This window comes from Sporosarcina sp. ZBG7A (assembly GCF_000813425.1).
Taxonomy (GTDB): domain Bacteria; phylum Bacillota; class Bacilli; order Bacillales_A; family Planococcaceae; genus Sporosarcina.
On record NZ_JWIB01000017.1, the window covers coordinates 1 to 22631 of the forward strand.

Below are 22631 nucleotides of genomic sequence, written 5' to 3' on the forward strand. Positions count from 1 at the left end.
CAGGGTTATGATCACTTTCTGCGATTTATGAGCACTTTCTCAGGGTTATGAGAACTTTCCCCGGGTTATGATCACTTTCCGGCTGACAATGATATCACCACCGTAAACTATCCCACTAATTGTCACCAAACTTAAAGGGCTATCCCAGAAAGTCATAATTATGACCTTTCGGGACAGCCCTTATTTATTATTAATTACGAAGATCTACATAATATGTTAATTGAATGATTGTATCTTCTTTTAACTTATAAGCCATAACCAACATATACGTGCCTTTCTCTACTTGTGAAAAATCTAATGTAAACTGGTCCGAATTTGGCTTGAATTGATCCACATCTACAGTTACTATCTCATTGGTTTTTGTATTTCTTAGGCCTATTTGATAAGGATTTAGATATTGACCATCCAACCCTTCCACTAAGTTCTCAACAGTTAGCTGAGGGCCTTTTAAGCTTTTCACTGCCACTAGTTGAGGGTGTGCCATAATCGTCTTCAGTTTCTCCAGATTTTTCAGAGGTGAAAAATCTGTGATTTCATTTCCTGATACATCTAGAGAAACTAAGTTTCTTGCATATTGTAAGCCTTCAAGATTTTGGATTCTCGCATTAGGTGCTTCAAGAGTCGTGAGTGCATGCAGATCTCCTAGAGTGAGTTCCCCAGTAATCCCTAGTTTTTGCTGAATAACATTTCTAAGGTATTTATCAGGTACTGTAATGACTTGAGTTAAGTCTAGTTCCACTAGATCGGACTTCGCCTGCAGGAGAGCATCAAGGGCACGATCGATTTCTAGTTGAGTCACTTGTGTTTTAGCAAGAATCTCTTCTGCTTTTGCAATACTATTCAGGAGCACACTCATACTCTCAGTAGAAAACTTCTCATAATCGATAGCTTTCGACTCTTCAACTGCAGCTACTAAATCTTTCGTGTACACTCTTTCACCGTTCGCGAAATGGAGTTTAGCGTCACCCCATGTTGCATGGTCTGAACCATTTCCGTTCCCGCCATCAGTCACGACTAATTTGAGTTCTTTTGCACCAACTGTTTTTACTTCAATGAACTTCTGAGGATCTGTAGAATGCATCATCTCACTATCGAATTGTTTCACACCATCTACAAAAACTTGGAATGTGACGGATCCGATTGAGCCATGCATCTGTCGGTCTACCCCCACAAATGAAGTGAAATAATCGGCGTCTTTCTCCGTTAAATCATAAATGATTGTTGAGTTGGAGTGTGCACCAATCCCTTTTTCATAGGCTTGTACACTTCCGTCCTTCCCTGTTAATCGTAATGGTTGTTCACTGATTGCTTCGTCTTTTACAGGAGTTCTATAGCTATTTTGTGTAGACTTCCATTCGAAATCAGATAGATAGTTGAAGTCTTCCATATTTACTACGGATATGAATCGCTTCATAGATACTTCATTGCCATCACTATCTACCACAGTGTATGTGATTTCATATTTACCAGCTCGCTCAAAATTCACCTGATTTCTACCCGTCACTTTTACTTGAGCTGTTAAATCTCCATCTTCAGCATCGACAGCAGAATAAACTTCGCTTAAATCGATAGGTGTACCCACTTTAGTTGCTACCGAATTAGGTATTGTAAGCTGGGGCAGTCCATTCGAAATATAAAACTTAGCATCTGCAAAGTTTGCATGGTCGGATCCATTTCCATTACTAGAATCATTTGCAATGAGCGTTAATTCCTTAACGCCTTTCAATGGAACTCTTACCAATTTTGCTTCTGTATTATATTTCATAACCCCGCTATTATAGACTTCCTGACCATCCGCTAGTACTTTAAATGTCACACTTGAATTGTTATTTTCAGCGATGTTTCGATCTATACCAACGAGTGTCTCAAAGTAATCGTAGTTTTCATCTGCAAGATCATACACAATAGATGAATTTGCATGGGTTCCAATTCCTTTAGTAAATTCCTTTGTCGCACCATTGACTAGTATCCTTATCGGACCACCAGACGAAGCCTGATCTTTTTTCACCGTGCTCCACGCTGTTTGTGCGGATATCCACGGCGTATCACTTACGAATGTGGTATCGCTATATACATAGATTTCTTTCGTCTTCGTTACCTTATTTCCATCGCTATCAGTAACTGAAAAGGCTACATTGTACGTGCCTGTTTTACTAACAGTGAAATCGTTAGATGTTACTTTGACTGCGTCGATTAAATCCCCATCTTCTTTATCAAACGCCTCTACACCATCTAAAATTGTAAAGTCCTTGTTGTTCAGTTTAACGAACGTGAGATCTTCAGATACATTTAATGTAGGTTCACTAGAATCTTTCGTGAATTTTGCATCTGCCCAAACTGTATGGTCTGAGGAAATCCCATTGTCTTTCGCATCCGTTGTAATAAGTTTTACTTCTTTTGCACCTGTTACGGGAACTTTCACAAATTCATGCTCCGTACCAGATTTGAATACACGACTATCCAATTTCTTTTCTCCATCTACCCACACTTCAAACGTTGCGGAAGACCCCTGCCCTCTGACAGATTGGTCGATACCGATATAACTTTCAAAGAAGTTGAACCCTTTTCCAGCAATATCATACACAACTTCAGAATTAGCATGAATGGCTATTCCTTTAGGATACGTCGCATCACTACCTTGTCTTCGTAGTGTGATAAGCCCTCCAGAAATTGCTTTATCTTTTTGCAATGAACTCCAATCTGTTTGAACGGATTTAGCATTCATATCTGAGATATAGGCATAGTCACTTGTTACAGTAACCTTCGTCTTCTTTGATTCGATTAAATTCGCATTCTTCACTTCGTAAACAATTTCATAAGATCCTTTTTTCGTTACATCTACCGTATTTGATTTAATCACTACATCTTTGGTAATGTTTTGACCGGAAAACGAAGTTGCGTTTACGTAATCCATTGGCTCAAACGCTTGATGTAATCTTAACGTAACTTGTTCTTCTACAGATAAGTTCGGTTGCTGTGAGTGAACTTCCACAGGTTTTAAAGGAGTTAACTTCCTGTCATACGCAACGATTTCATAAGTATAAGGAACACTCGTATCTACGTTTCTATCTATGAATGAAGTTCCTGTTGTATAGCCTACTACCTTGCCATTACGGAGGATTTCATATCCCATAGCAGCGCCCTTATTTGCTTCATCAATATCATAGGACAGGTTGATTTCTTTTTTATCTGGATTTGCAATTATTGAATGCGCAGTAACTTTTGCATCTTTTGAGAACCCATTACCTTCGTAATCTCGTCCTAAACTATGCATGTACTCTAACTTCACATCTGGTTTTGGTAAGTGTGCGACTTTCTCTTTCATCTTAGCGGTAGCTGTTACGTAACCCCAGTCTTCGAAAAATGCCGTTAGGTCCGTTTCGGTTGCTAAAGATAATCCCACAACTAATCGTTGCAAATTACTTCCTAATCCATTCATGACACCTTCAGGGTTTGTCCGAGCAATTCGGGAAGCCTTACCATAACTATCTTCGCCATAATAATATTGCACTTGCTCAAGTACCCCTAAGTAAGTCCAGAAACCATGTTGAACCGTTTCACCTGAAAACCTTTTGTACATGGAATTCCAATCTACACGGTCTTCTGTGCTGTTATTGAATTTCTTTCTCATAATTACTGAGTAGATGTTGTTCGTTATCTCAGTGTGTTCCATCGTGGAGTTATTAATGTTATGGCCCCATTCATGAAAATAAGCCCATCCATCATTTCCAGGTACACTAAATGGCTTCACGATTTGTTTAAAGAATCCATCATCTCTTCTAGGAGAATTCCCTCCGTTAAATCCTGTATATCCCCAATCCGACCAACCATAAGGCCCTTTGGTGAATACCCGTGATGTAAACTTTGCATTGAAATATTGGTTTCTTGGATCTGAATCATCCACGACAGCACCACTAATTTTTTGGTACTCGGTCCACATCATTTCCCATTCTTTCATCGTGTCTGATACGGTCTTCCCAGTTCCTTTTAATTCTTTAATTCCCTTTAGAGCGCCCGCAGCACTTGTAGAAATTGTATTATTTTCGGACACTAGTTCAGAGACGTTATACACAACATCATTCGGTTTTCCGTTTGCAAAGTCGTTGTCGTTCACACTGATTTTCTCTACATATTCTTCCAATTCTTTTTCATACGCTGCGGGATCTGTTATTCCATGATAGTAGACAGGGAATTTAGTTCCCCCAACTAGTCTTACTTTTGGAGCAAATGACTGTTCAGTTGGTAGCGCATTGTTTTCCACATATGCAACAGATGGCTTCATGTTATCGAATGCTGGAACGGTTATTCGATTCAATCCTTGTTTTAACGCATATCTTCTAATCCATCCATTTTTATCATCAGCTATTTGACCAAGAACTAGATTTGGCATGACGCCGTTTTTATCTGCTTCAACTGTAATTTGGATTGTCTCACCTGGCACTACGTATCTACCAAATGTATCTAGTGAGAACGAGGTTCTGGCAATTTGATGTTTGCTGGCTTCTGTACTTGAGTTCCCCCGTTGCGATGCAATCACGATTGATTCGTTAGAAACATGTACGTTGTTGAGTACGTCTTTTGCCATTGTTACGTATTGTTGTAACTGTTCTTTTAAAGGATGCTTCGCAACTTCTTTCTCCAATTGTTGAATTGCATCCATAGAAGCAAATTCCGGCTTTAACTCATTCATAAGACCATCTGTGAATAGATTGGCGACTTGCTCTTCTATCGGGTCCTGACTGTAGAAGGCTAGTTCCGATAACGTGGCCCAGTTTTGGTTAGATTTTTTAAATTTGAATTTTACGCGCTTAAATTCGGTTGGTGCAAATCTGACTTCAACTAATCCAGCAACCATATTATGCTGCCCTGTTGCTACAAGCTGATAGGTGTCTCCTTTAGATGTTTTGGAAGTATAAATTTCAACCTCTTCAGCAAACCCCTTTCGGTCAGAAGGTCTTGCCCCATACATAAGTCGATTTAACGTTACGCTATCTTTAAATTCGACTTCGACTTCGTTTGAAAAGTCATTGGTGTTACTTCTATTTGTTTCCCAGTACGTGTTAAGGTTCCCGTCAATTGCATTTTCAATAACGGCACTCGCATAATGCCCACCATTGTTGCGAATCCCTTTGATGTTTTGACGATCCATTCTAAATAACTGAGAGTAGGCTTCATTTGAATAATGCAGGAATGGTTTAGTTACTGCTGTAGTAGATTCAATTTCCGCTTTGTTAATGAGAACTTTTGCATTCTCGATATCTTCTTTGAATTGAGGATAGAACGGATGCCCCTTTGCTTCAGCATCCAATCTCGTTAACGCATCCAGCGTTTTAAACTGATCACTAACTGAACTTAGCGATGCATCCGTGAATAGTGTTTCCATTTTGTCGGATACAGAATCTTCTTTGTAAAATTGAAACTCTGAAGCGCTTGCCCAGTCTTGGTTAGCTTTTGTGAATACAAATTTAACTCGCTTAAATTTCGTCGGGGCAAACTGGATTTCTACTACATCACCTGTTGAGCCGTTGTAACCTCCTGAAGAAACTAATGAGAAATCATTACCATCGGCTGATTGTGAACTATAGATTTCAAACTCTTGTGCAAAGCCTTTTCCTTTTGCACTGGATTGGCGCGCGGCATAGACAATTCTATTTAAGGTTGTAGATTCGTTAAGGTCCACCACAACTTCGTTATTAAATGAAGCACTATTCGGCTTATTTGTTTCCCAATGTGTCTTCAGTTCTCCGTCAATCGCGTGATGAATAGGAGAGCCTGAGTAGTTCCCTCCATTGTTTGTGATCGATTTTATATTCGAGATAGGCATTTTGAATACTTCATCGTATGCAGGTAGACTCGCTTTTCCGTACAAGTCGAATTTTCGAACCGATGCAATACCGGTACTTTGGTTACTTTCTGCTACAGTAGGCATGACTAATCCTTCTTGCGGGTGTACATTTGCTAATACAGAAATTGGACTACAGACTACGTTAAGAGCCAAGGCTGCTGCTGTTGCGAACGCAATCATCTTCATATGCTTTTCCTCCTCATGAATATATTTCCTACTGAGCGCACAAAAAAAGCTACTCAAAAAGAGTAGCTTTGGATTATATAAAGTCAAAAAAACAAGTAGCAGTTCGTCAACTTTACTAAACAAAAAGTAGTGTGTACTCTTCGGCAACTGGCTGACATAGTGATACACCTTAGTCCCTATAGCTTTGCGTCCCTAAATTTCTTTAGGTTTGCCTATTCAGTTATTTTATAGTTTAAATACTATCACACCTTTGGTTCCACACCATGAACAAATAGCACTAGATTCAAGTTGCTTGTTTTCAGGTAATGTTGGAAGGGAGTTTTATATTAATATTGGTTTAACTTACATAAAAACCAAGTAACTTTCATTGAAAAGTACTGAAAAACCAATTCCCGAGAGTTGCAAATTAGATTTGTAATTCTAGAAAAGTAAAGTGTTAAAGTGAAATGTGTCTAAAGAAACTAAATAGGGGGTATAGAATTCATTGTTCAAGCAAACAGGAGGTAATTTACAATGAAGAATTACGATATTGAGGTATATGAAAACGAACAACAAGTGGTTGAAGTTGTTGAACGATTAAGAGAGAGAGGCTACAAAACCGAGGAAATTTCAGTGATTGCTAAAAATACAAAAAATCTGCCTGAATTCACACAGGAAGTAAAGCCGTCCACTAAAGATGGAGCCATTGCTGGAGCTTTAACTGGTGGAACACTGGGAATAGCGGGCGTGATTGCAGGGATATCCGCAGTAGTGGTTCCCGGACTTGGCGCCATATTGGCTGCTGGTCCTATTATTTCAACTATTGGTGGAGCGGTAGTAGGTGCGAGCTCGGGTGCTGGTGGATTAAAGCATGCTCTTATGGAAATCGGAGTCCCTGATGAAGAAGCCGAACGCTATTCAGAAGACGTTCAGGAAGGTAAGATCCTAGTATTTCTTCATCCCGAAAGTAAAGAGGAATTTAGAATGTGATCTTTTGATAGCTCATAGTCACCAATTTTAAAAAGAAGGCAGCCAATTTACCCATTGGCTGCCTTCTTAACTTCTCTTATGATTCATTCTAAAGTAACTGGATGACCTTCCACACGTTACACCGTGAACTTGCCGATTTCACCTTTTAAATCTTCCGCTATGTCAGATAGGTTTTTGGCAGCGGCAGCGACTTCTTCAACTGTAGCAGTTTGCTCTTCTGTCGTTGCTGCAATTTCTCCAGAATGGCTTGCCAACTTTTCGTACAACGAGGAGATCTGCTCAATGGATTTCAGTAAATTCCCCATTACGTTTTCGACTTCTGTAGAAATCGTTGTCGCTTCAGTCGTCTGTTCTGAGACTGACTGGACTGCAAGTAAAATACTTCTAAAGGCTTCTCCCGACTCACTGACTAAGGCAGTTCCATTTTTCACTGCTTCATAACCATCTGTCATACTGTCGACAGTTTGTGAAATATCTTGTTTGATTTCACTGATGAGCTGGCTTATGTGGTTAGCAGCACTACTCGATTCTACTGCGAGTTTCCGGACTTCATCCGCAACTACAGCAAACCCTTTCCCAGCTTCTCCTGCACGGGCAGATTCAATCGCCGCATTCAGTGCCAACAGATTGGTCTGGTCAGCAATAGAGGTAATGAAGACTGAGAAGCTTTCAATCTTAGAAGACTTTTCATGAAGTTCAATGACAGTTTCTTTAGACTGCCTCGTATAGTTATTGATTTGCTCCATATTCTTTTCAGTCTCTTGCACACGTGCATTTCCGTTTGTTGAAATCGAAACGGTATGCTGTACAAGCTCATTCACATTACTAATTTTCTCAGAAAGTCGATCTACTTCCTGATTAATCGTTCCAATATCCGAAACCGCATGTTGGACAGATTGTGTTTGGTTTTCTGTTTCATACGCCATTTCTTGGACGGAATCAGAAATTTGAACAGAGGCAATTTTCGTTTCATCCGCACTGGCAGTGAATTCGCTCGACATAGCTAGTAATTGGTCTGAAGAGTCAATGACTTTTTCGAAAGCTCCCCGTACCGATACGAGCATCTCTTCATACTGTTCAGCCAATACACCAAAGTCATCTTTTCGTGTAAGCAAGTTGTCGACATGCTCATTTTTCGTGAAATTCAATTTAGCAGTCTGATCAATAACTTGACTGAACTCGTGGATTGGCTTCGACACTCGACGTCCAATAACGATGGATAATAGGACAGAAACAATTATTGAAACGACAACCATCACGATTGAAGTTATGTTATTAGCTTGCAATCTTTTGTTGTAATAGTTTGCATCATACGTTAAAGACAGTAAGCGTGATTGTCGAAATGCATTATCCTCACTCGCATCTAGATCGATTTGAGGAATCAATTTATGGGACAGACCTGATTCGCCACTCAGGTTATTGATGACTTTTTCTTTATTGTCACCAATTGCCTTTGTCCCTGCTTTCATCAGTGACTTAGGCAGGAGCGCAGCCTCTCCCTTATCATCTTTCTTATTCATCGAATAAGAAGGTACACCATCGATGTCGATCGTATAGATACCGATATCTTTCACATACTCATGTTTCTTTTTTAAATCAGCCGTCACTTTTTCTAAGTCCATCGATTGAATCGAATCCGAAAACTGATCGGCGGTTGCGGCAATTTGAATCATATATTTTTTATCGGGCGTAGGTGTATAACTGAACTTATTCGTCTCTTTTGTAGCTGCACTAATTTCCAGACGATCCGCCACAAAAACACCTGCATCCATTCGCTGCTGCAAGAGATCGTTTAACCCAAACTCTTTTAAATCAAGTCGTAAATCTGCTTCTCTTGTTGCATATTTGACGACAAATTGATCATTCATCATAAAGATATCAAACCCATCAAATTTCTTCTTGAATGATTCAAGATCCCAAGATTCAACATTCGGGTTCTTTTGGTATTCCTCTTGAAGAATCTTTGTATATGCTTCCATTTTTCCTGAAAGTGATTGTTCAATTATCGAATAGGCTACATCCGAACTTTCAATAACGCTCAGTAGATTTTCCTCAATCAGCTTTTCTGATTGCTCTTTTTCAACCTCTAAGCTCTCTTGTGTTCGAATATAATTTAAAGAAACAATTGCAATGACCAGTACAGAGATTGAAATTACCAAGGTCAGTATTAAATTCCTTTGAAAAACTCCCATTTTTTTCATAGTTCTTTTCACCTCTTAGTGTATTAGTTCAAATGTATTATCGGTTTATTTCTTTAGATGTTTAACTATTCATTTCTTATAAATTTCAAGTGCACTCTCAGACCTTGATGTGATCTCTTTTCATACAAAGACCCTTCGATTGATTGCTCAATCCAAGGGTTTTCACTCCAATCTCAACCTCAGCACTTAGAACTTCGCAAGTGTCTGAGTCAAACTAATCATGCGTCTAAATCTTCGTCTTTGAGCGCTAGTAAAATAGCGAATCCGATCCACACGGAAGTAATATCCATTGCGGTCTCTTTGCCATTCCAAATTTGTGATTGCCACATAGCAAACCACTCGCTTCCAATAACGACGAAGCCAAAGAACCAAATTGCAAATCCAAGAATGAATGCATAGTAGCCAAATGCCTTAGACTGATTGAATTTCCGTCCAGGAGACTTAATATTTTTAAACATATGATAAACACCGATGAAAGCAAGTACACTAAAAATCCCTTCAGCGATAATTAATCCCCAGTAAGCAATTGTATGTACGGTCGTACTTTCAAACGCACGCCACATCAATGAGTTCCCTTCAAATGTTGTGTCCATAGAAAGTACGTGGTGGACAAATTCATAATTCGAATTATAATCCATCAAGTTTCCTACAAATACAAAAAATCCAAAAAGTCCTGCGAGTAATAAGGTAACCGTCTTCAATAATCTCAATGCAATCGCATTCATATAATGCCACTTCCTTTTCTTTTTTCCCTTTCAAATATGAGATCGATCCGTCGCTCACTCAGAGATAATCCTGAAAGATTTACCAGCTGCACAAATCGCCAGCCTTCGTTCGCATACTTGGCGATGAGCTGTACATAATCTTCAGCAAGTGAAATCCCCTCGCGCCCGTGATGCACTTCAATGCTCTCGATATGATACTCAACCATCACAATCGTCCTCTCCATATATCCAGGTCATAACTTCTAAATTAAACTACTACTACCCATTACTTTAGTCAACAACTTATTCTAGAGAGTTTAGGTAATAAGTTTATTAGTAGGCAATCATATTAATTATAAAGTCCTTTTAATTTTATATTCTTTTTTATAGATATATAAGCTTATAACACATAGGAGAACTAGAAAAAAGAGCTTACTCCCCTACTCTTAATAGAATTTCAACTCCTATTTATCGCCTACAAGTTATGCACGAAAAATATCCAATCTGAATTTTTTTCCGACTACGGGCTAACTCCAGAATTTTTTGTGTTAACCAACAGTCATTTTTCTTTGACAATACAATATAACTTAAAAAAGTTGATTGTCGCTAAGAGCGTATGTATGTAGCGGACTCGCTTCTCTCTCCGTGTTCATAGCTCCCACTTCTTCCTGAAAACAGTATCATTAAAAACACAAAAGGACTGGAAATCGAATTGATTTTCAGTCCTTTTGTCAGCAATTTCAAGCACCTGTTAGTACTAATTTATATACACTTTAAAAGTCCTCTTTTAAGCTAAATTTTTACCAAATAGGTCTTGAAAACGAAGAATATTCACCTTCGTTTTCTTTAAATATTATTTTTAATAAATCTCCTTTGAGCACTTGCACTCGTTCACTACCTATTTTTGCACTCCAACGTCCCTCAATCTCCGTTAATATCTTCTCTTTCGCTTTCACAACTAACCAACCTCGTTCAGTCAAAACAATAATCTTCCCTCTTTTATCAGTGGGATGAGTTTGACGCATTACATAACCACTTTTCTCGAGAAAATCCACCATTTTACTGACAGCCTGCTTAGTAATTCCTAAGTACTCAGATATTTCTATACCTGTGGCTCCATTAGGAATGATGCATTTAAACATGAAACCATGTGCAGGTCTTATATCATCAAATCCCAATTCGCTTAATTTTTCATGTAGTTCATTGATTGTAGAGTTATAAGATAATGATAAAAGTGATGTTAGATCTAAATCACTAAATACTTGATCATTCATGCTGTAAACCTCCTCTGAACAAAGTCAACCAGGTTGACTTTGTTTTGGTTTCATTGTACTCTACACAATATGGTCAATCAAGTTGACTATGATACAAAACAGAAACATGTCTCCACAAAATGTAAATAAATTATCGAGATTATCATGGCTAACATTCGTATGCGAAAGAAATACGATTTGTTTTCTAAAGATTTTATTCCCCAAAATAAAATTAGAATTGCAGAGGTGTTTTTGATGACAAGTATCGTTAAAATCAGAGCAAGCGTGTTTATTCCAGTGTCTTGGACTGAACCTAAGAAGGACATTGAAACAGGGAAAGTAATCCAATTCGAAGGCGACTCTCGTGAATTCACACCATATGCAGTGAACACAATGCGTTCCAGAGTTGAACAAGAAGTCGTTGTAGATTTTTATAAGAAAGAAATTTTCTTATATGCGAACACTGGTATTACAACTGAAAAAGTTACTAATCCAGATAATTCTATTGACTTCAGGAAAGGGAAAGCAAGCACAGAAGGTATTATTTGTACGAATATCATATGGAGTTCTGATGGTGTTCAATTTCAAATGAGTGCAAGTGCTAGCAACCCATTAAATGTATATGCTCCTCCTGTGGACTACCTATTAACTGTACAAGTAAATAAAGATGGTAGTGCCGAGATTCAAGGAGAACATGATGGATTTCCTTGTTATGAATTCTATAAACAAGTTAATTTTGGTCCTTTTGAACAAATTCATACTCATGATCCTAGGAAAACTGGTGATACACCAGCAGCTATGGCTGGTGAGATGGAGTATAGTTTCAAAAAGACATTATAAACTGGGTTTCTTGAGTTAAGAGGATATAAATAAGAAGCATTATGTGGGATTGGTTCCTGCTGAGGGAATACGAAAATTAGTTGTTTCCTATGTTTGTATGAGTTTTGTACAAGCATAGGATTTTTTTGCGTTCTTTTCAGTTTCAGATATTATGCGATGGTGGGAATAATGATGGCTAAAAAATCAGTTTGTACAAATATAAGCGTTGCCCGCGCACTACATTAATCGGATCAATTCTTAATTAAACCATGCACAGGCAACACTTTTAAGTTCAGTCTAATATATTAAGGTAGGATAGAGATACTTTCAAATTCGCGTTACGCACACGGATTTCGTTCAGCAAGTCCTGATCTTTTGTATCCGTTTTACTTCGAATCGCAAATGTATAGAGAATCATCGTTCCCAAGTTTGTAGTTTCCACTTGTCGGAGTTGGTAGGATTCGGTCCTCGCACTCAAGATATCGTCAAACAAGCTTTCGTGATTCAGGTTTTCAGGTACAGTGACTTTAAGGATTTGTGTATCTTTTCCTTTGCCATAATCCACTTTGTACAGAATGTAGAATATGAGACTCGCGAATAACGTCAACGCAATGGCCAGTGGGAACTGAAATAGTCCAGCAGTCATCCCGACACATAGACCGAAAAAGATGTATGCAATATCTTTTGCATTCGTCACAGCACTTCTGAAACGGATGAGGGAGAATACGGCGAACAGACCAAATGCTACCCCGGCATTTCCGCTCACTACATTCATAACAACTGACACGACAACACTCATCATAATAATCGTATGGACGAAAGCTTGGGAATAGCGCTCTCCTGTAAATGTAATTTGGTACACTTTCGTGATTATTAAACTTAAGATAGCCGCAAGAGCCATCGCAGAAATACTCATCCACATGTTTGGCACGACTCCTTCCAATCCATTAGATGTAAACAATTTCGTGATCTGATCCATTTTCTATTCCTCCTGTTAGTTGCTTTTCCAATTCTTTCGGTTCCAAATATCCTGCTTGTGGTAATACATTTCCACTCAGCAGTTCCATGCTCGTACAAAACTTTGAAGCACTGCGCTGCTCACATTGCAGTTCCTGCAAAATACGTGCGAGCCAAAGCGGTACACTATGATCTACTTTCACTTCTAGCACAACGAGATCAGGGTCAATGAAATGCTCTCCGTATGGTCCGTTTTCGATATGCAAATCTGCTTTCCGACAACGCAAGTCAAAATCGAATGTGATGCGCAGTTCAGAATCGTGGATGCCATGCAAAGCATGACGGCTATAAGAGACAACCATTTCAGGAGATAACCGATAGAATTTACGGAAATAATCTATTTCCTTCATGACCTGTGAATTGGACGTTTCGTAGTTATCCAAACCTGATTGCCCATCTTCCTCTAAGTACCGATAGGCTTCCCTTAGTGGCAAAAGCATCCGCCTTTTATTGACGACTTTCTTATGTTTTTGCTTAACTTCGAAGAAGGCAGTGCTATTTAGATTTGCATCATCGTATACACGTAACCTCAGTTTCTGTCGGTACTTAAGCTTGTTCTTTGTTTCAAAATAAATGCCTTTCTCCGCATTATCGAAGTACAGGCTAGTGACTGAGTATTTACCGTCGATACCATTTTTATCGTTACGCATCTCAGGTCCAATCCGTTGTACAATTTCCTCGTATTGTCGGTGAGTGATCAAGTACTTTTGCTCTTTCCGACTGAAGATTTCAATCGCCATTTGTATCTGCTCCTTTTTGCTGTCACTCTATGAGTTACATACTAAAAGACGAACCTTAAACAAACCTTAAACAATTGAGCAACACCAAAAAAGAGATCACGTAGGTGTGATCTCTTACTTTGGTAGTTTAACTATAAAGGCGGTTCCTTTATTTGGGTTGCTTTTCACATGAATCGTTCCATTGTGTATGGTTGCAATCCACTGGGCGATAGACAGTCCTAATCCCATACCTCCAGTTTCCCTAGTCCGGGCTTTGTCTTCTCGGTAAAAGCGATCGAAAATGTGCGGGATACTTTCTTCTTTAATACCGATTCCCGTGTCGCTGACTTCAATAACGACTTTTTGGTCCTCGACATATGTTTTCACGCGAATGCTATCGTTTTCACCTGTATATTTTAAGGCATTGTCCAACAAAATGACCAACAGTTGATGGAGTCGGGTATCGTCTGCTTCTATAGTCAAAGGACTCTTACACTCTAGAGAAAAATACTTATCTTGCGACTCGGCAATTTCCTTATAAGGTGTGCATACTTTTTGGATAAACGTATCCACTTCAACATACTGCTTCACAATCTGCGTTTCCGCTGAATCTGCTCTTGCCAAAGTTAACAAATCCGAAGTGAGCTTGGATAATCTCCTTGTTTCGGACAAACTTTGTGCTATATTTTCAAACCTATCTGAAATTCTTTCTTGAGGTGCTGTAAGGAGAAGCTCCAGTTTGTTTTGAATGATCGTCAAAGGCGTCCTGAGTTCATGTGAAGCATTTTCAACAAACTCCGCTTGCTTATTCCAAGAGTGAATAATCGGCTTCATCATCTTTCTCGAAAGCAAGTAACTAGCTGAAATCGAGAGGACAATGAAGATTACCGAGCAGATAATTATTAGTTTCTCGAAGTTAGAAATGATTGTTTGTTCAGCATCCACGTTGATCATTAGCTGAGTATAGGCAGTTTCATTCTGTTCATTATGGTCTTCAAAAAGAATATATCTAAATTGATACAGCTCGCTGATCTTTGTCGTTGTAATCTTGTCTATATGTGTTTTATCCAGTTTATAGTCTTCTAAATAGTTTTCATAAAATGTAGTTCCCACTTCATTTTTATTGAGTATATTTCCAGCGCTATCCCAATGGATAACAATCATTCTTGGATTCGGCTTATTTTTTTGTCTCTCGTCATCTGGTTGGTCTAAGTCTCCCTCTTTACGAGGGAGCCGCAACATCTTTGAATTGGTATCTGTCATCATTTCTTTAAATGACAAGAGTTCCCCGTCCGTCTTTGAAAATAATGTGTTTTGAACTTGGCCCAATATGATGATACTAAAGACCGTAAAAATCACAGTAAAAGCGAGCAAGTTGTAAAGCATAAATTTCAGCTGCTGTTTCTTGAAAATCTGTTTATTAAACATTACCTTCACCATGGTCTTCCAGCATATAGCCTAACCCTCGAAAGGTTTTTATATAGTGATCATATCCAAACTTCTTGAGGTTCTTCCGTAAATTGCTGGCGTACACTTCTACAACAGTAGTAGAAGTATCAGACTCAAACCCCCATAACCGATCAAAAATCTGTTCCTTGGTCAGTATGGCATTTTTATTGTTCACTAAATACTCTAGCAAACCGAATTGTTTTCCGTTTAACTTTAGTGCTTCCCCATTAATTTCCGCTGTCTTATTTTTGATATTCAATTGGAGTTCCTTAAAAGTAAGGATATTTTCCTTTAGCAAACCTCCCGATCTCCTTACCATTGCTTCCAGTCGCACTAATAGTTCTTCTCGATGGAATGGTTTCACTAAATAGTCGTCTGCCCCAACTTTAAATCCTTTAATTTTATCATCAATTCCATCTTTGGCTGTCAGCATGATGACCGGTGTATGAATATTTTGCTTTCTTAAATTTACTAAGACCTCATAACCGTTCATATACGGAAGCATGATATCTAAAATAATGACATCGAAAATATTTTGCTGTGCAAGAAACAGTCCTTCTTCTCCATCGAAAGCTTGCTCCGTTTCGAACATTTCCTGTGTTGTTTCACATATTGATTCTGAAAGATACTTGTCATCCTCAACGATTAGTAATTTCATATACGACTCCCCTCGTACTATTTATCAAAAGTTTTAATTGGTTACGTTAGATTATAGGAGCAATTGAAATAAAAGCAAACTTTAGTTTCACAGTTCATTTTTTAAGGTTTGTTTAAGGTTCATCTTGAATAATAGGGTTCACAGCAAAATATCATCTGAAAACTAGGTGAAATTCCATTTGCAATAAGGAGCTCATGATGAAAAAGCAAAATTCTAAGTACATGAAGATAACTGCCTCTGTTATTTGCACTGCATTATTGTTTGCCTGCAGCAATGATTCAGAAAATCCAACTGCCACGAACGATACTAGTGCAAATATAGAAAACGTAAGCACGACTAGCAGTCAAGAAATAGCTAGTGTGATTAGCAAGAAGGTAACGTATTCCGATGAAGACTTTTACGAGGATTGGGAAAAGGCAACTGCTATTCAGTTGAATGGAAATGATACCAGCTTTAAAGGGGATGGTGAAGTCGTCATCGACAAAAGCAACATCACCATCAAATCATCAGGAGTCTATACAATAGAAGGAAAGCTGGATGATGGGCAAATCATCGTGGATGCAGCAGACGATGGCATTGTTCGACTCGTTCTGAATGGGGTGGAGATCACTTCTTCCACCAGTTCGGCAATCTACGTAAAACAAGCGAAAAAAGCCGTTATTTCATTAGAAGAAGGAACTGAAAATCATTTATCCGATGGAACAACATATGTTTATGAGGATTCGGAGGAAGATGAACCGAATGCAGCGTTATTCAGCAAAGACGATCTCACCATTAACGGGAGCGGGAAACTAGTCGTAAATGGCAATTACAACAACGGAATCACGAGTAAAGACCAATTGAAAATTACAGGAGGAACACTCCAAATTCAATCAGCTGATGATGGAATAATGGGACGTGACCTTCTCGCTGTTAAAGAGGGTACGATCCGTATCTATGCAAGTGGTGACGGGATGAAGTCTACAAATGACAAAGATGCGTCCAAAGGGATTATCGCTATTGAAGGAGGAAGTTTTGATATCCAGTCAACTGAGGATGGAATTCAGGCTGAGACTTCCCTTCTGATTGCAGACGGAGATTTCAAGATTTCATCCGGCGGTGGCAGCCCTGAAAAAATAACGAACACTGAAACGAAACCCCCTGCCCCTGGAGAAATGGAGGCAAGTACAACTGAAGCAAGCTCAGATACACCTAGTGCCAAAGGGCTTAAGGCAACTGAAGAGGTGGCAATTGGTGGGGGGAGCTTTACCCTAGATTCACTAGATGATGCAATACACAGTGATAACTCGATCACGATAACAGGCGGCGATTTGAATGTCGCTACTGGCGATGATGGAATTCACGCAGATACATCCATTCTCATCAAAGGTGGAAATATCGATATTACGAAGAGTAATGAAGGAATAGAAAGTGATGCCATTACAATTTCAGATGGAAAAATCCATGTAAAAGCCGTGGATGATGGCATAAACATTAGCGGAGGCGACGATAAGACAGACACGTCTACAGAGCAAACAGAAGCTAAAGAACATTTGCTTTCGCTAAATGGCGGCTATGTCTATGTCGATGCCGCCGGTGATGGGCTCGATTCAAATGGTTCCATATCTATGACAGGCGGGACAGTAATTGTCAATGGACCAACGAATAACGGCAATGGTGCATTGGATTATGACGATAACTTTGAAATAAGTGGCGGAGTCCTCATCGCAGCCGGAAGTTCAGGTATGGCGATGGCCACTTCAGACAACTCCTCTCAGAACTCGATTCTAATGAGTTATCTGGAGACCCAATCTGCAGGAACTACACTTCATTTAAAAGACAGTAAAGGAAATACAATTGTGACATTTGCTCCGGAAAAAGACTACCAATCGGTCGTCATTAGTTCACCAAATCTAAAGAAAGATGCTTCCTACACGCTTTACTCAGGGGGAACAATATCTAGTAAAGAAAGTGACGGTCTCTTTGAAGATGGTGACTATCAAGGTGGCACGAAAGTAGTGGAGTTCACAATCTCTGACACCGTTACATGGCTCGATGAATCTGGTATCACCACTGCAAAAAATTCAGGTCCTGGTGGAATGGGTGGCCCTGGAGGTATGGGAGCGCCCGAAGATGGAGAGCCACATGGAAACGGAAATAAGGAAGAGATGTTTCCGAATCTAGATGAGGAAACGAGTGCAAAAGTAAAAAGTATTATGGACCAACGAAGAGAAGGAACTATTACTGAGGAAGAAGCACAAAAACAGCTAGACGAACTTGGTGTTGAAATGCCTCAGAGAAGAGATCCGAAGATACAGGATGATCAAAAAAAGTAAGTATGTAGCTTGAACCATGCGCTAAATACAATTCCACATAACAAAATACTGTTCACGAAGGAAAGCGTTCAGACTGTAGGCAACCTCTAGAAATCATGGGGGTTGCTTACTGTCTTTTTTCTTTTTAGTTGAATTCAACATGAAAAGTTGTTTTCCGCTTTAATCAAGAGTTTTGCGAAGGGCGTGCTCTCAGTCAGTGCACCATGCATTTTTCAATTCCGAATTGTGTATGAGTCTCGCCACACATAGCAACACTTTTGATACCTTTATTTAATGCTAAAATATCAAATAATACAGATGATTTTTTTATTTCATAAGTGAGTTCTGTTTGATTGTGAAATGCAAACTTTGGTGTAAACTAGTAGGGAGATTTATAAAAGAAGGAGTGTTTTTTATGACAGGAATTATGGAAGGTAAAGCAGGATTAGTCACAGCATCAGGTTCGGGAATCGGGAGAGCATCTGCAGTTGCATTAGCAAAAGCAGGCGCAAAAGTAATGATTTCTGACGTAAGCGAAGAATCAGGACAAGAAACAGTAAAAATCATCAAAGATAACGGCGGCGAAGCAGCCTTTTTCAAATGTGATGTAAGTGATGAAGAGCAAGTAATTGCACTTGTAAATAAAACAGTTGAAACATTTGGCAAGATCGACTTTGCACATAACAATGCGGGTATTAACAAAGGTCTTGTACCAATTGGAGAAATGGATTCAAAAGACTGGGATATTACACTAAAAGTAAATCTATATGGTACTTTTTACTGCATCAAGCACCAAGTCAATGCAATGTTGAAAACTGGTGGCGGTGCAATCGTCAATACAGCATCAGGTGCTGGTATTGAAGGTTCACCAAACATGGCTCCATATACTGCATCTAAACACGCAATCGCTGGTTTAACTAAATCAGTTGCATTGGAATATGGTCAAAAAGGCATCACGATTAACTCAATTGCACCAGGCGCAACCATTACACCTGCAATTGAATATTGGGCAAAAACATCACCAGAACAATACGAGGGTGTACTCAAATCACTTCCAGCTGGAAAAATGTCTACAGCAGAAGATCAAGCAAATGCGGTCGTATTCCTATGTTCAGACCTTGCAAGCTCAATTAGCGGTGTAACACTTGCAGTTGATGGCGGCTTTACTGCAGGTAAAATGCAACAATAATTTTTGTGGATTTAAAGATTTTTACATTAAGAATGGATCAGGCGGCATGACGCCTGATCCATTTTTTTAGGTAAATTGCTATCGTACATACTTAAGTAATTCCCGAAAAACACCATCCACAAAGGATGGTGTTTTTCAGTACATATGGAGACTGTGGGAGTCGAACCCACTCTCAGGAGTGCTGCGCATTTATTTGGAATATAAAGTTTCATGTACAGGAATCCTTACACTTATTTCTTCACTCCCCCACGAATCACTTTTTTACTTGCGCAGGGTCTGTGTCACTATACTGAGCCGATCCCTTACCACCCCTCTTGGCAATTAACGCATTAAGTTCATTGTACGTGAGTCCGGAATTGGCGTTCTGCCGCTTCACTTCGTCAATATCAGTACCAACGATCGTGTACTTTTTATCGGTTTGCAATGTATTTCGCCTCCTCTCAAATAGTGTTTACTATTTCCCAGTTTTTATGAAAGCAATTTTCGTACTTATGAGAGAAGCATTCATAAATGCTTAATCACCTTCTGAAGAGTAATCCACGGCATTCCACACATGGCTAAATCGATTGCTTTGGGTACCTGTGAATGTATCGCTTAGGCGTTCGTATTGATTGCTTAGATCGCTTAGCAATGGGTTGACGAGTTCCAAAAAGTATCTATGCTGGATTGTGAACAGTTTCTATGATGTTTACGCGATTCAAGAAAATCATGCTCATTACCAACGCTCTCACCCTATAATTTCCTAAAACAAAAAAACACCATCCAGGGATGATGTTTTTTGCTTTAGTATATTGTGTACTTTCGGTCAATCTCATATGCTTATCCAATTGACCAAATATTACTCAGATTTTTCATCCGCATCTTTGCTGTAATTGAACTGCGAAGGATCAACTGGCGTAAACCCTTTTGGCGTGTAGAATCTTAATAAGTCACCATTCACGACTTTATCGGAAAGCTGCAATTTATGATCCACTTCTTTTTTAAGCGCCTTCGCATCCTCTAATTGACTTTCATCAAGTGGTAAACCGGTTTTATTGTCATAAAACTTTTCATTAATGGAGTCGATCTCTGGACTGACAAAGTCGCCGTTTCTAAATGGAACAACTTCATTGTGCTCATCTGACAATAAATCTGAACCAAATTGAACATAATCCTTCGTATCAATTCCTAGTAGGTGTAACAGTGTCGGAAGGAGGTCTGTTTGGCCTCCATAAGTATGGTTGGCTTCGCCCTTCATTCCTGGGACATGTATGAACAATGGTACTCGTTGTAAATTAGCACCTTCTTGTGGTGTAATTTCTTCACCAATGACTTGTGCCATCGCTTTGTTATGATTGTGTGAAATGCCATAATGGTCACCATAAAGAACAATCATCGAATTATCATATAAACCTTGTTCTTTTAATTGATTGAATGCCTGTTCGATTGCTTCATCTGTATATCTCGCTGTTTGGAAATAGTTATCAACACTTGAATCTCCAGTTTGGGCTTTATCGATTGTTACCAAGTCTTGATTCATTGTATATGGGAAGTGGTTTCCGACTGTAATGAATTTCGTGTAAAAAGGTTGTGGTAACGAACTCAAATAGCTTTTTGATTGTTCGTAGAATGGTTTATCCAGCAAACCATATTCTGCCATGTCTTCTGGAGAACTCGTGTCATAATAACTAGCATCATAGAAGTGATCGAATCCAAATAATTTATAAACTTCATTTCGATTCCAGAAGCTACCTTTATTACCATGGAATACAGCTGATGTATACCCATAATCTTTTAGAATACTCGGAGCTGCTTGGTACGTATTTTGCGCTTTTGTAATAAACGCAGATCCCTGTGGTAATCCAAATAGTGAATTCTCCAACATGAATTCTGCATCAGAGGTTTTACCTTGACCTGTTTGGTGGAAGAAATTATCAAAGTACAAGGTGTTCTTATCTTTTGATAATGAATTTAAAAATGGTGTAACTTCTTCCCCATTCAATTTGTAGTCGATAATAAAGTTTTGGAATGACTCTAAATGTAAATAGATGACGTTCATTCCTTTTGCCGCACCAAAGTAGTTCGGATTTGGCTCGGCGTAATTAGATTGCGTATAGTTCACCACTTCTGTAGTATCACTGCTATCCGCCAACGCTCTCTGTGAGGATGCTTTCATCGTTTCTACTGAGTCATAGATCGAATAGTTGTACATACCTAGATATTTTACAATATAGTTTCTATCAAAACCACGAGTCAATAGTTGCGGACGGCTAGCTTCAGCAAGTCCTAAATTTATGATCGATACAACTAATGCAACAGCAATAATTGCTACTGGTTTTTTATATCCAATACGAGTTGTTTGTTTTTGTACTTTTTTTGAGAATCTCAGGTAGAACATTACAAATACATCCACAAAGAACAAGATATCAAAAGGTTTTAGTAACGTAAGAATACTTCCACCTAAATCACCGAAGTTCTGAGTTTGGAAAATTGTAGGCAATGTAATGAAATCACTAAAGAATCGGTAGTACACAACATTGGAATATAAAAGAATAGACATAAGCGTGTACACGATGAGTAGTGATGTGTATTTTCTTGTTCCTTTAAATAAAAACGAAATTCCTAGAAAGAGTAACGCGGAGCCTAGTGGATTTAAGAATAAAAGGAACTGTTGAAGAGGTCCTTCCACACCTAGTTGAAATTGTGTTGTTTGAGTGATATATGTTTTAATCCATAACATCAATACAGCTAATAGATAGATCCCTAGAAAGTTTTTCAAAAGATTATCTTTTTTACTGATTAGATTTTTCAATTTTGCACCTTCCTTTTATTTATTTGAATTTAAATCTTGCTTTATATTTACTTAAATACTTAGGTTAAAAGTCAGAAAAATGTTACATTATTACAGCGCTTTTCTCGCTGCACATGAATTTTACTCCCCTTTTACACTGCTGTCAATTTTTGAAACCTAATAAAACTGTGCGACACTAAAAACGCCAAAACCCTTGTTTTATCACTGTTTTTGACTTTTAATTTCAGATATCTATGAAAATGAATACAATCCTATCAGACATTCCCTTTTTTTGACTCGTATTTTTTTTTGTGTAATTGTGGTGAATTTCCTAAGTAATGACGCGCATAGGCTCCTAAAGTTTCAGAAGGAATTTCTTAGGAACGATAAGAAATTCAGATTCAACTGTCAAATGCGTCATTACAATATAAGCGAATTGTTAATTCTCACTGGCTGAAATTAAGGATGAAACAGGAAATAGTAAGTCCACTTTGTATTGGTATTTGGAGATTTGAGACCGATTAATACTTCTTCTCAAAAACAAAAGAAAGTAGATCT

General features: G+C 38.7%; 15 protein-coding genes and 1 riboswitch. Of the genes, 4 read left to right on the forward strand and 11 right to left on the reverse strand.

What is annotated here, in order from left to right:
* Positions 1-190 precede the first annotated feature (190 nt).
* Positions 191-6031: an NPCBM/NEW2 domain-containing protein gene (locus tag RL70_RS07705; protein ID WP_052245845.1), complete on the reverse strand. Its 5841-nt coding sequence runs from the start codon at positions 6029-6031 to the stop codon at positions 191-193.
* A 139-nt stretch (positions 6032-6170) separates the two neighbouring features.
* A riboswitch (cyclic di-GMP riboswitch) is annotated at positions 6171-6254 on the reverse strand.
* A 290-nt stretch (positions 6255-6544) separates the two neighbouring features.
* Here RL70_RS07705 and RL70_RS07710 point away from each other — a divergent pair.
* Positions 6545-7000 carry a general stress protein gene (locus RL70_RS07710; protein WP_039042842.1) on the forward strand — a complete coding sequence of 152 codons (456 nt, stop codon included), beginning with the start codon at positions 6545-6547 and terminating at the stop codon, positions 6998-7000.
* A 116-nt stretch (positions 7001-7116) separates the two neighbouring features.
* On the opposite strand, the gene RL70_RS07715 is transcribed toward RL70_RS07710, so the two are convergent.
* The 4 genes from RL70_RS07715 to RL70_RS07730 form a co-directional block, all read right to left on the reverse strand.
* Positions 7117-9201, reverse strand: coding sequence for a methyl-accepting chemotaxis protein (locus tag RL70_RS07715; protein ID WP_039042843.1), 2085 nt, complete (start codon positions 9199-9201; stop codon positions 7117-7119).
* A 218-nt stretch (positions 9202-9419) separates the two neighbouring features.
* The gene (locus tag RL70_RS07720) at positions 9420-9926 is read right to left on the reverse strand and encodes a DUF2165 family protein (RefSeq protein WP_039042844.1); all 507 of its coding nucleotides are present in this window, start codon (positions 9924-9926) and stop codon (positions 9420-9422) included.
* Positions 9923-10132: a DUF4177 domain-containing protein gene (locus RL70_RS07725; protein WP_039042845.1), complete on the reverse strand. Its 210-nt coding sequence runs from the start codon at positions 10130-10132 to the stop codon at positions 9923-9925. Before RL70_RS07725 ends, RL70_RS07720 begins: the two co-directional genes overlap by 4 nt.
* Before the next feature lie 573 nt (positions 10133-10705).
* The gene (locus tag RL70_RS07730; RefSeq protein ID WP_039042846.1) at positions 10706-11179 is read right to left on the reverse strand and encodes a MarR family winged helix-turn-helix transcriptional regulator; all 474 of its coding nucleotides are present in this window, start codon (positions 11177-11179) and stop codon (positions 10706-10708) included.
* 234 nt (positions 11180-11413) lie between these two features.
* Here RL70_RS07730 and RL70_RS07735 point away from each other — a divergent pair, with 234 nt between their 5' ends.
* Positions 11414-11998: a DUF3238 domain-containing protein gene (locus RL70_RS07735; protein ID WP_039042847.1), complete on the forward strand. Its 585-nt coding sequence runs from the start codon at positions 11414-11416 to the stop codon at positions 11996-11998.
* 271 nt (positions 11999-12269) lie between these two features.
* On the opposite strand, the gene RL70_RS07740 is transcribed toward RL70_RS07735, so the two are convergent.
* From RL70_RS07740 to RL70_RS07755, 4 genes are all read right to left on the reverse strand, one after another.
* Positions 12270-12956 carry a DUF4956 domain-containing protein gene (locus tag RL70_RS07740; RefSeq protein WP_052245846.1) on the reverse strand — a complete coding sequence of 229 codons (687 nt, stop codon included), beginning with the start codon at positions 12954-12956 and terminating at the stop codon, positions 12270-12272.
* A complete protein-coding gene (locus RL70_RS07745; RefSeq protein ID WP_052245847.1) occupies positions 12925-13734 on the reverse strand; it encodes a polyphosphate polymerase domain-containing protein in 810 nt (269 codons plus the stop codon). The genes RL70_RS07740 and RL70_RS07745 overlap by 32 nt, the downstream gene beginning before the upstream one ends.
* A gap of 114 nt (positions 13735-13848) precedes the next feature.
* Entirely contained in the window at positions 13849-15141 is a 1293-nt protein-coding gene (locus tag RL70_RS07750; RefSeq protein ID WP_039042855.1) for a cell wall metabolism sensor histidine kinase WalK, read from the reverse strand.
* On the reverse strand, positions 15134-15820 hold the full coding sequence (locus RL70_RS07755) for a response regulator transcription factor (RefSeq protein WP_039042848.1): 687 nt from the start codon (positions 15818-15820) through the stop codon (positions 15134-15136). Before RL70_RS07755 ends, RL70_RS07750 begins: the two co-directional genes overlap by 8 nt.
* Before the next feature lie 197 nt (positions 15821-16017).
* Between RL70_RS07755 and RL70_RS07760 the strand changes: the two genes are divergently transcribed.
* Together RL70_RS07760 and RL70_RS07765 are read left to right on the forward strand one after the other, a co-directional pair.
* On the forward strand, positions 16018-18135 hold the full coding sequence (locus tag RL70_RS07760) for a carbohydrate-binding domain-containing protein (RefSeq protein WP_231567252.1): 2118 nt from the start codon (positions 16018-16020) through the stop codon (positions 18133-18135).
* A gap of 394 nt (positions 18136-18529) precedes the next feature.
* Entirely contained in the window at positions 18530-19303 is a 774-nt protein-coding gene (locus RL70_RS07765) for an SDR family NAD(P)-dependent oxidoreductase (protein WP_039042849.1), read from the forward strand.
* Positions 19304-19556: 253 nt separating this feature from the next.
* On the opposite strand, the gene RL70_RS18025 is transcribed toward RL70_RS07765, so the two are convergent.
* Positions 19557-19727 carry a hypothetical protein gene (locus tag RL70_RS18025; RefSeq protein WP_039042850.1) on the reverse strand — a complete coding sequence of 57 codons (171 nt, stop codon included), beginning with the start codon at positions 19725-19727 and terminating at the stop codon, positions 19557-19559.
* A gap of 414 nt (positions 19728-20141) precedes the next feature.
* On the reverse strand, positions 20142-22094 hold the full coding sequence (locus RL70_RS07775) for an LTA synthase family protein (RefSeq protein WP_039042851.1): 1953 nt from the start codon (positions 22092-22094) through the stop codon (positions 20142-20144).
* Positions 22095-22631 lie beyond the last annotated feature (537 nt).

Excerpts from the sequence above, each read along its gene's own strand:
- RL70_RS07705 (WP_052245845.1), bottom strand. The coding sequence starts at position 6,031 with ATGAAGATGATTGCGTTCGCAACAGCAGCAGCCTTGGCTCTTAACGTA.
- RL70_RS07710 (WP_039042842.1), top strand. The coding sequence starts at position 6,545 with ATGAAGAATTACGATATTGAGGTATATGAAAACGAACAACAAGTGGTT.
- RL70_RS07715 (WP_039042843.1), bottom strand. The coding sequence starts at position 9,201 with ATGAAAAAAATGGGAGTTTTTCAAAGGAATTTAATACTGACCTTGGTA.
- RL70_RS07720 (WP_039042844.1), bottom strand. The coding sequence starts at position 9,926 with ATGAATGCGATTGCATTGAGATTATTGAAGACGGTTACCTTATTACTC.
- RL70_RS07725 (WP_039042845.1), bottom strand. The coding sequence starts at position 10,132 with ATGGTTGAGTATCATATCGAGAGCATTGAAGTGCATCACGGGCGCGAG.
- RL70_RS07730 (WP_039042846.1), bottom strand. The coding sequence starts at position 11,179 with ATGAATGATCAAGTATTTAGTGATTTAGATCTAACATCACTTTTATCA.
- RL70_RS07735 (WP_039042847.1), top strand. The coding sequence starts at position 11,414 with ATGACAAGTATCGTTAAAATCAGAGCAAGCGTGTTTATTCCAGTGTCT.
- RL70_RS07740 (WP_052245846.1), bottom strand. The coding sequence starts at position 12,956 with ATGGATCAGATCACGAAATTGTTTACATCTAATGGATTGGAAGGAGTC.
- RL70_RS07745 (WP_052245847.1), bottom strand. The coding sequence starts at position 13,734 with ATGGCGATTGAAATCTTCAGTCGGAAAGAGCAAAAGTACTTGATCACT.
- RL70_RS07750 (WP_039042855.1), bottom strand. The coding sequence starts at position 15,141 with ATGTTTAATAAACAGATTTTCAAGAAACAGCAGCTGAAATTTATGCTT.
- RL70_RS07755 (WP_039042848.1), bottom strand. The coding sequence starts at position 15,820 with ATGAAATTACTAATCGTTGAGGATGACAAGTATCTTTCAGAATCAATA.
- RL70_RS07760 (WP_231567252.1), top strand. The coding sequence starts at position 16,018 with ATGAAAAAGCAAAATTCTAAGTACATGAAGATAACTGCCTCTGTTATT.
- RL70_RS07765 (WP_039042849.1), top strand. The coding sequence starts at position 18,530 with ATGACAGGAATTATGGAAGGTAAAGCAGGATTAGTCACAGCATCAGGT.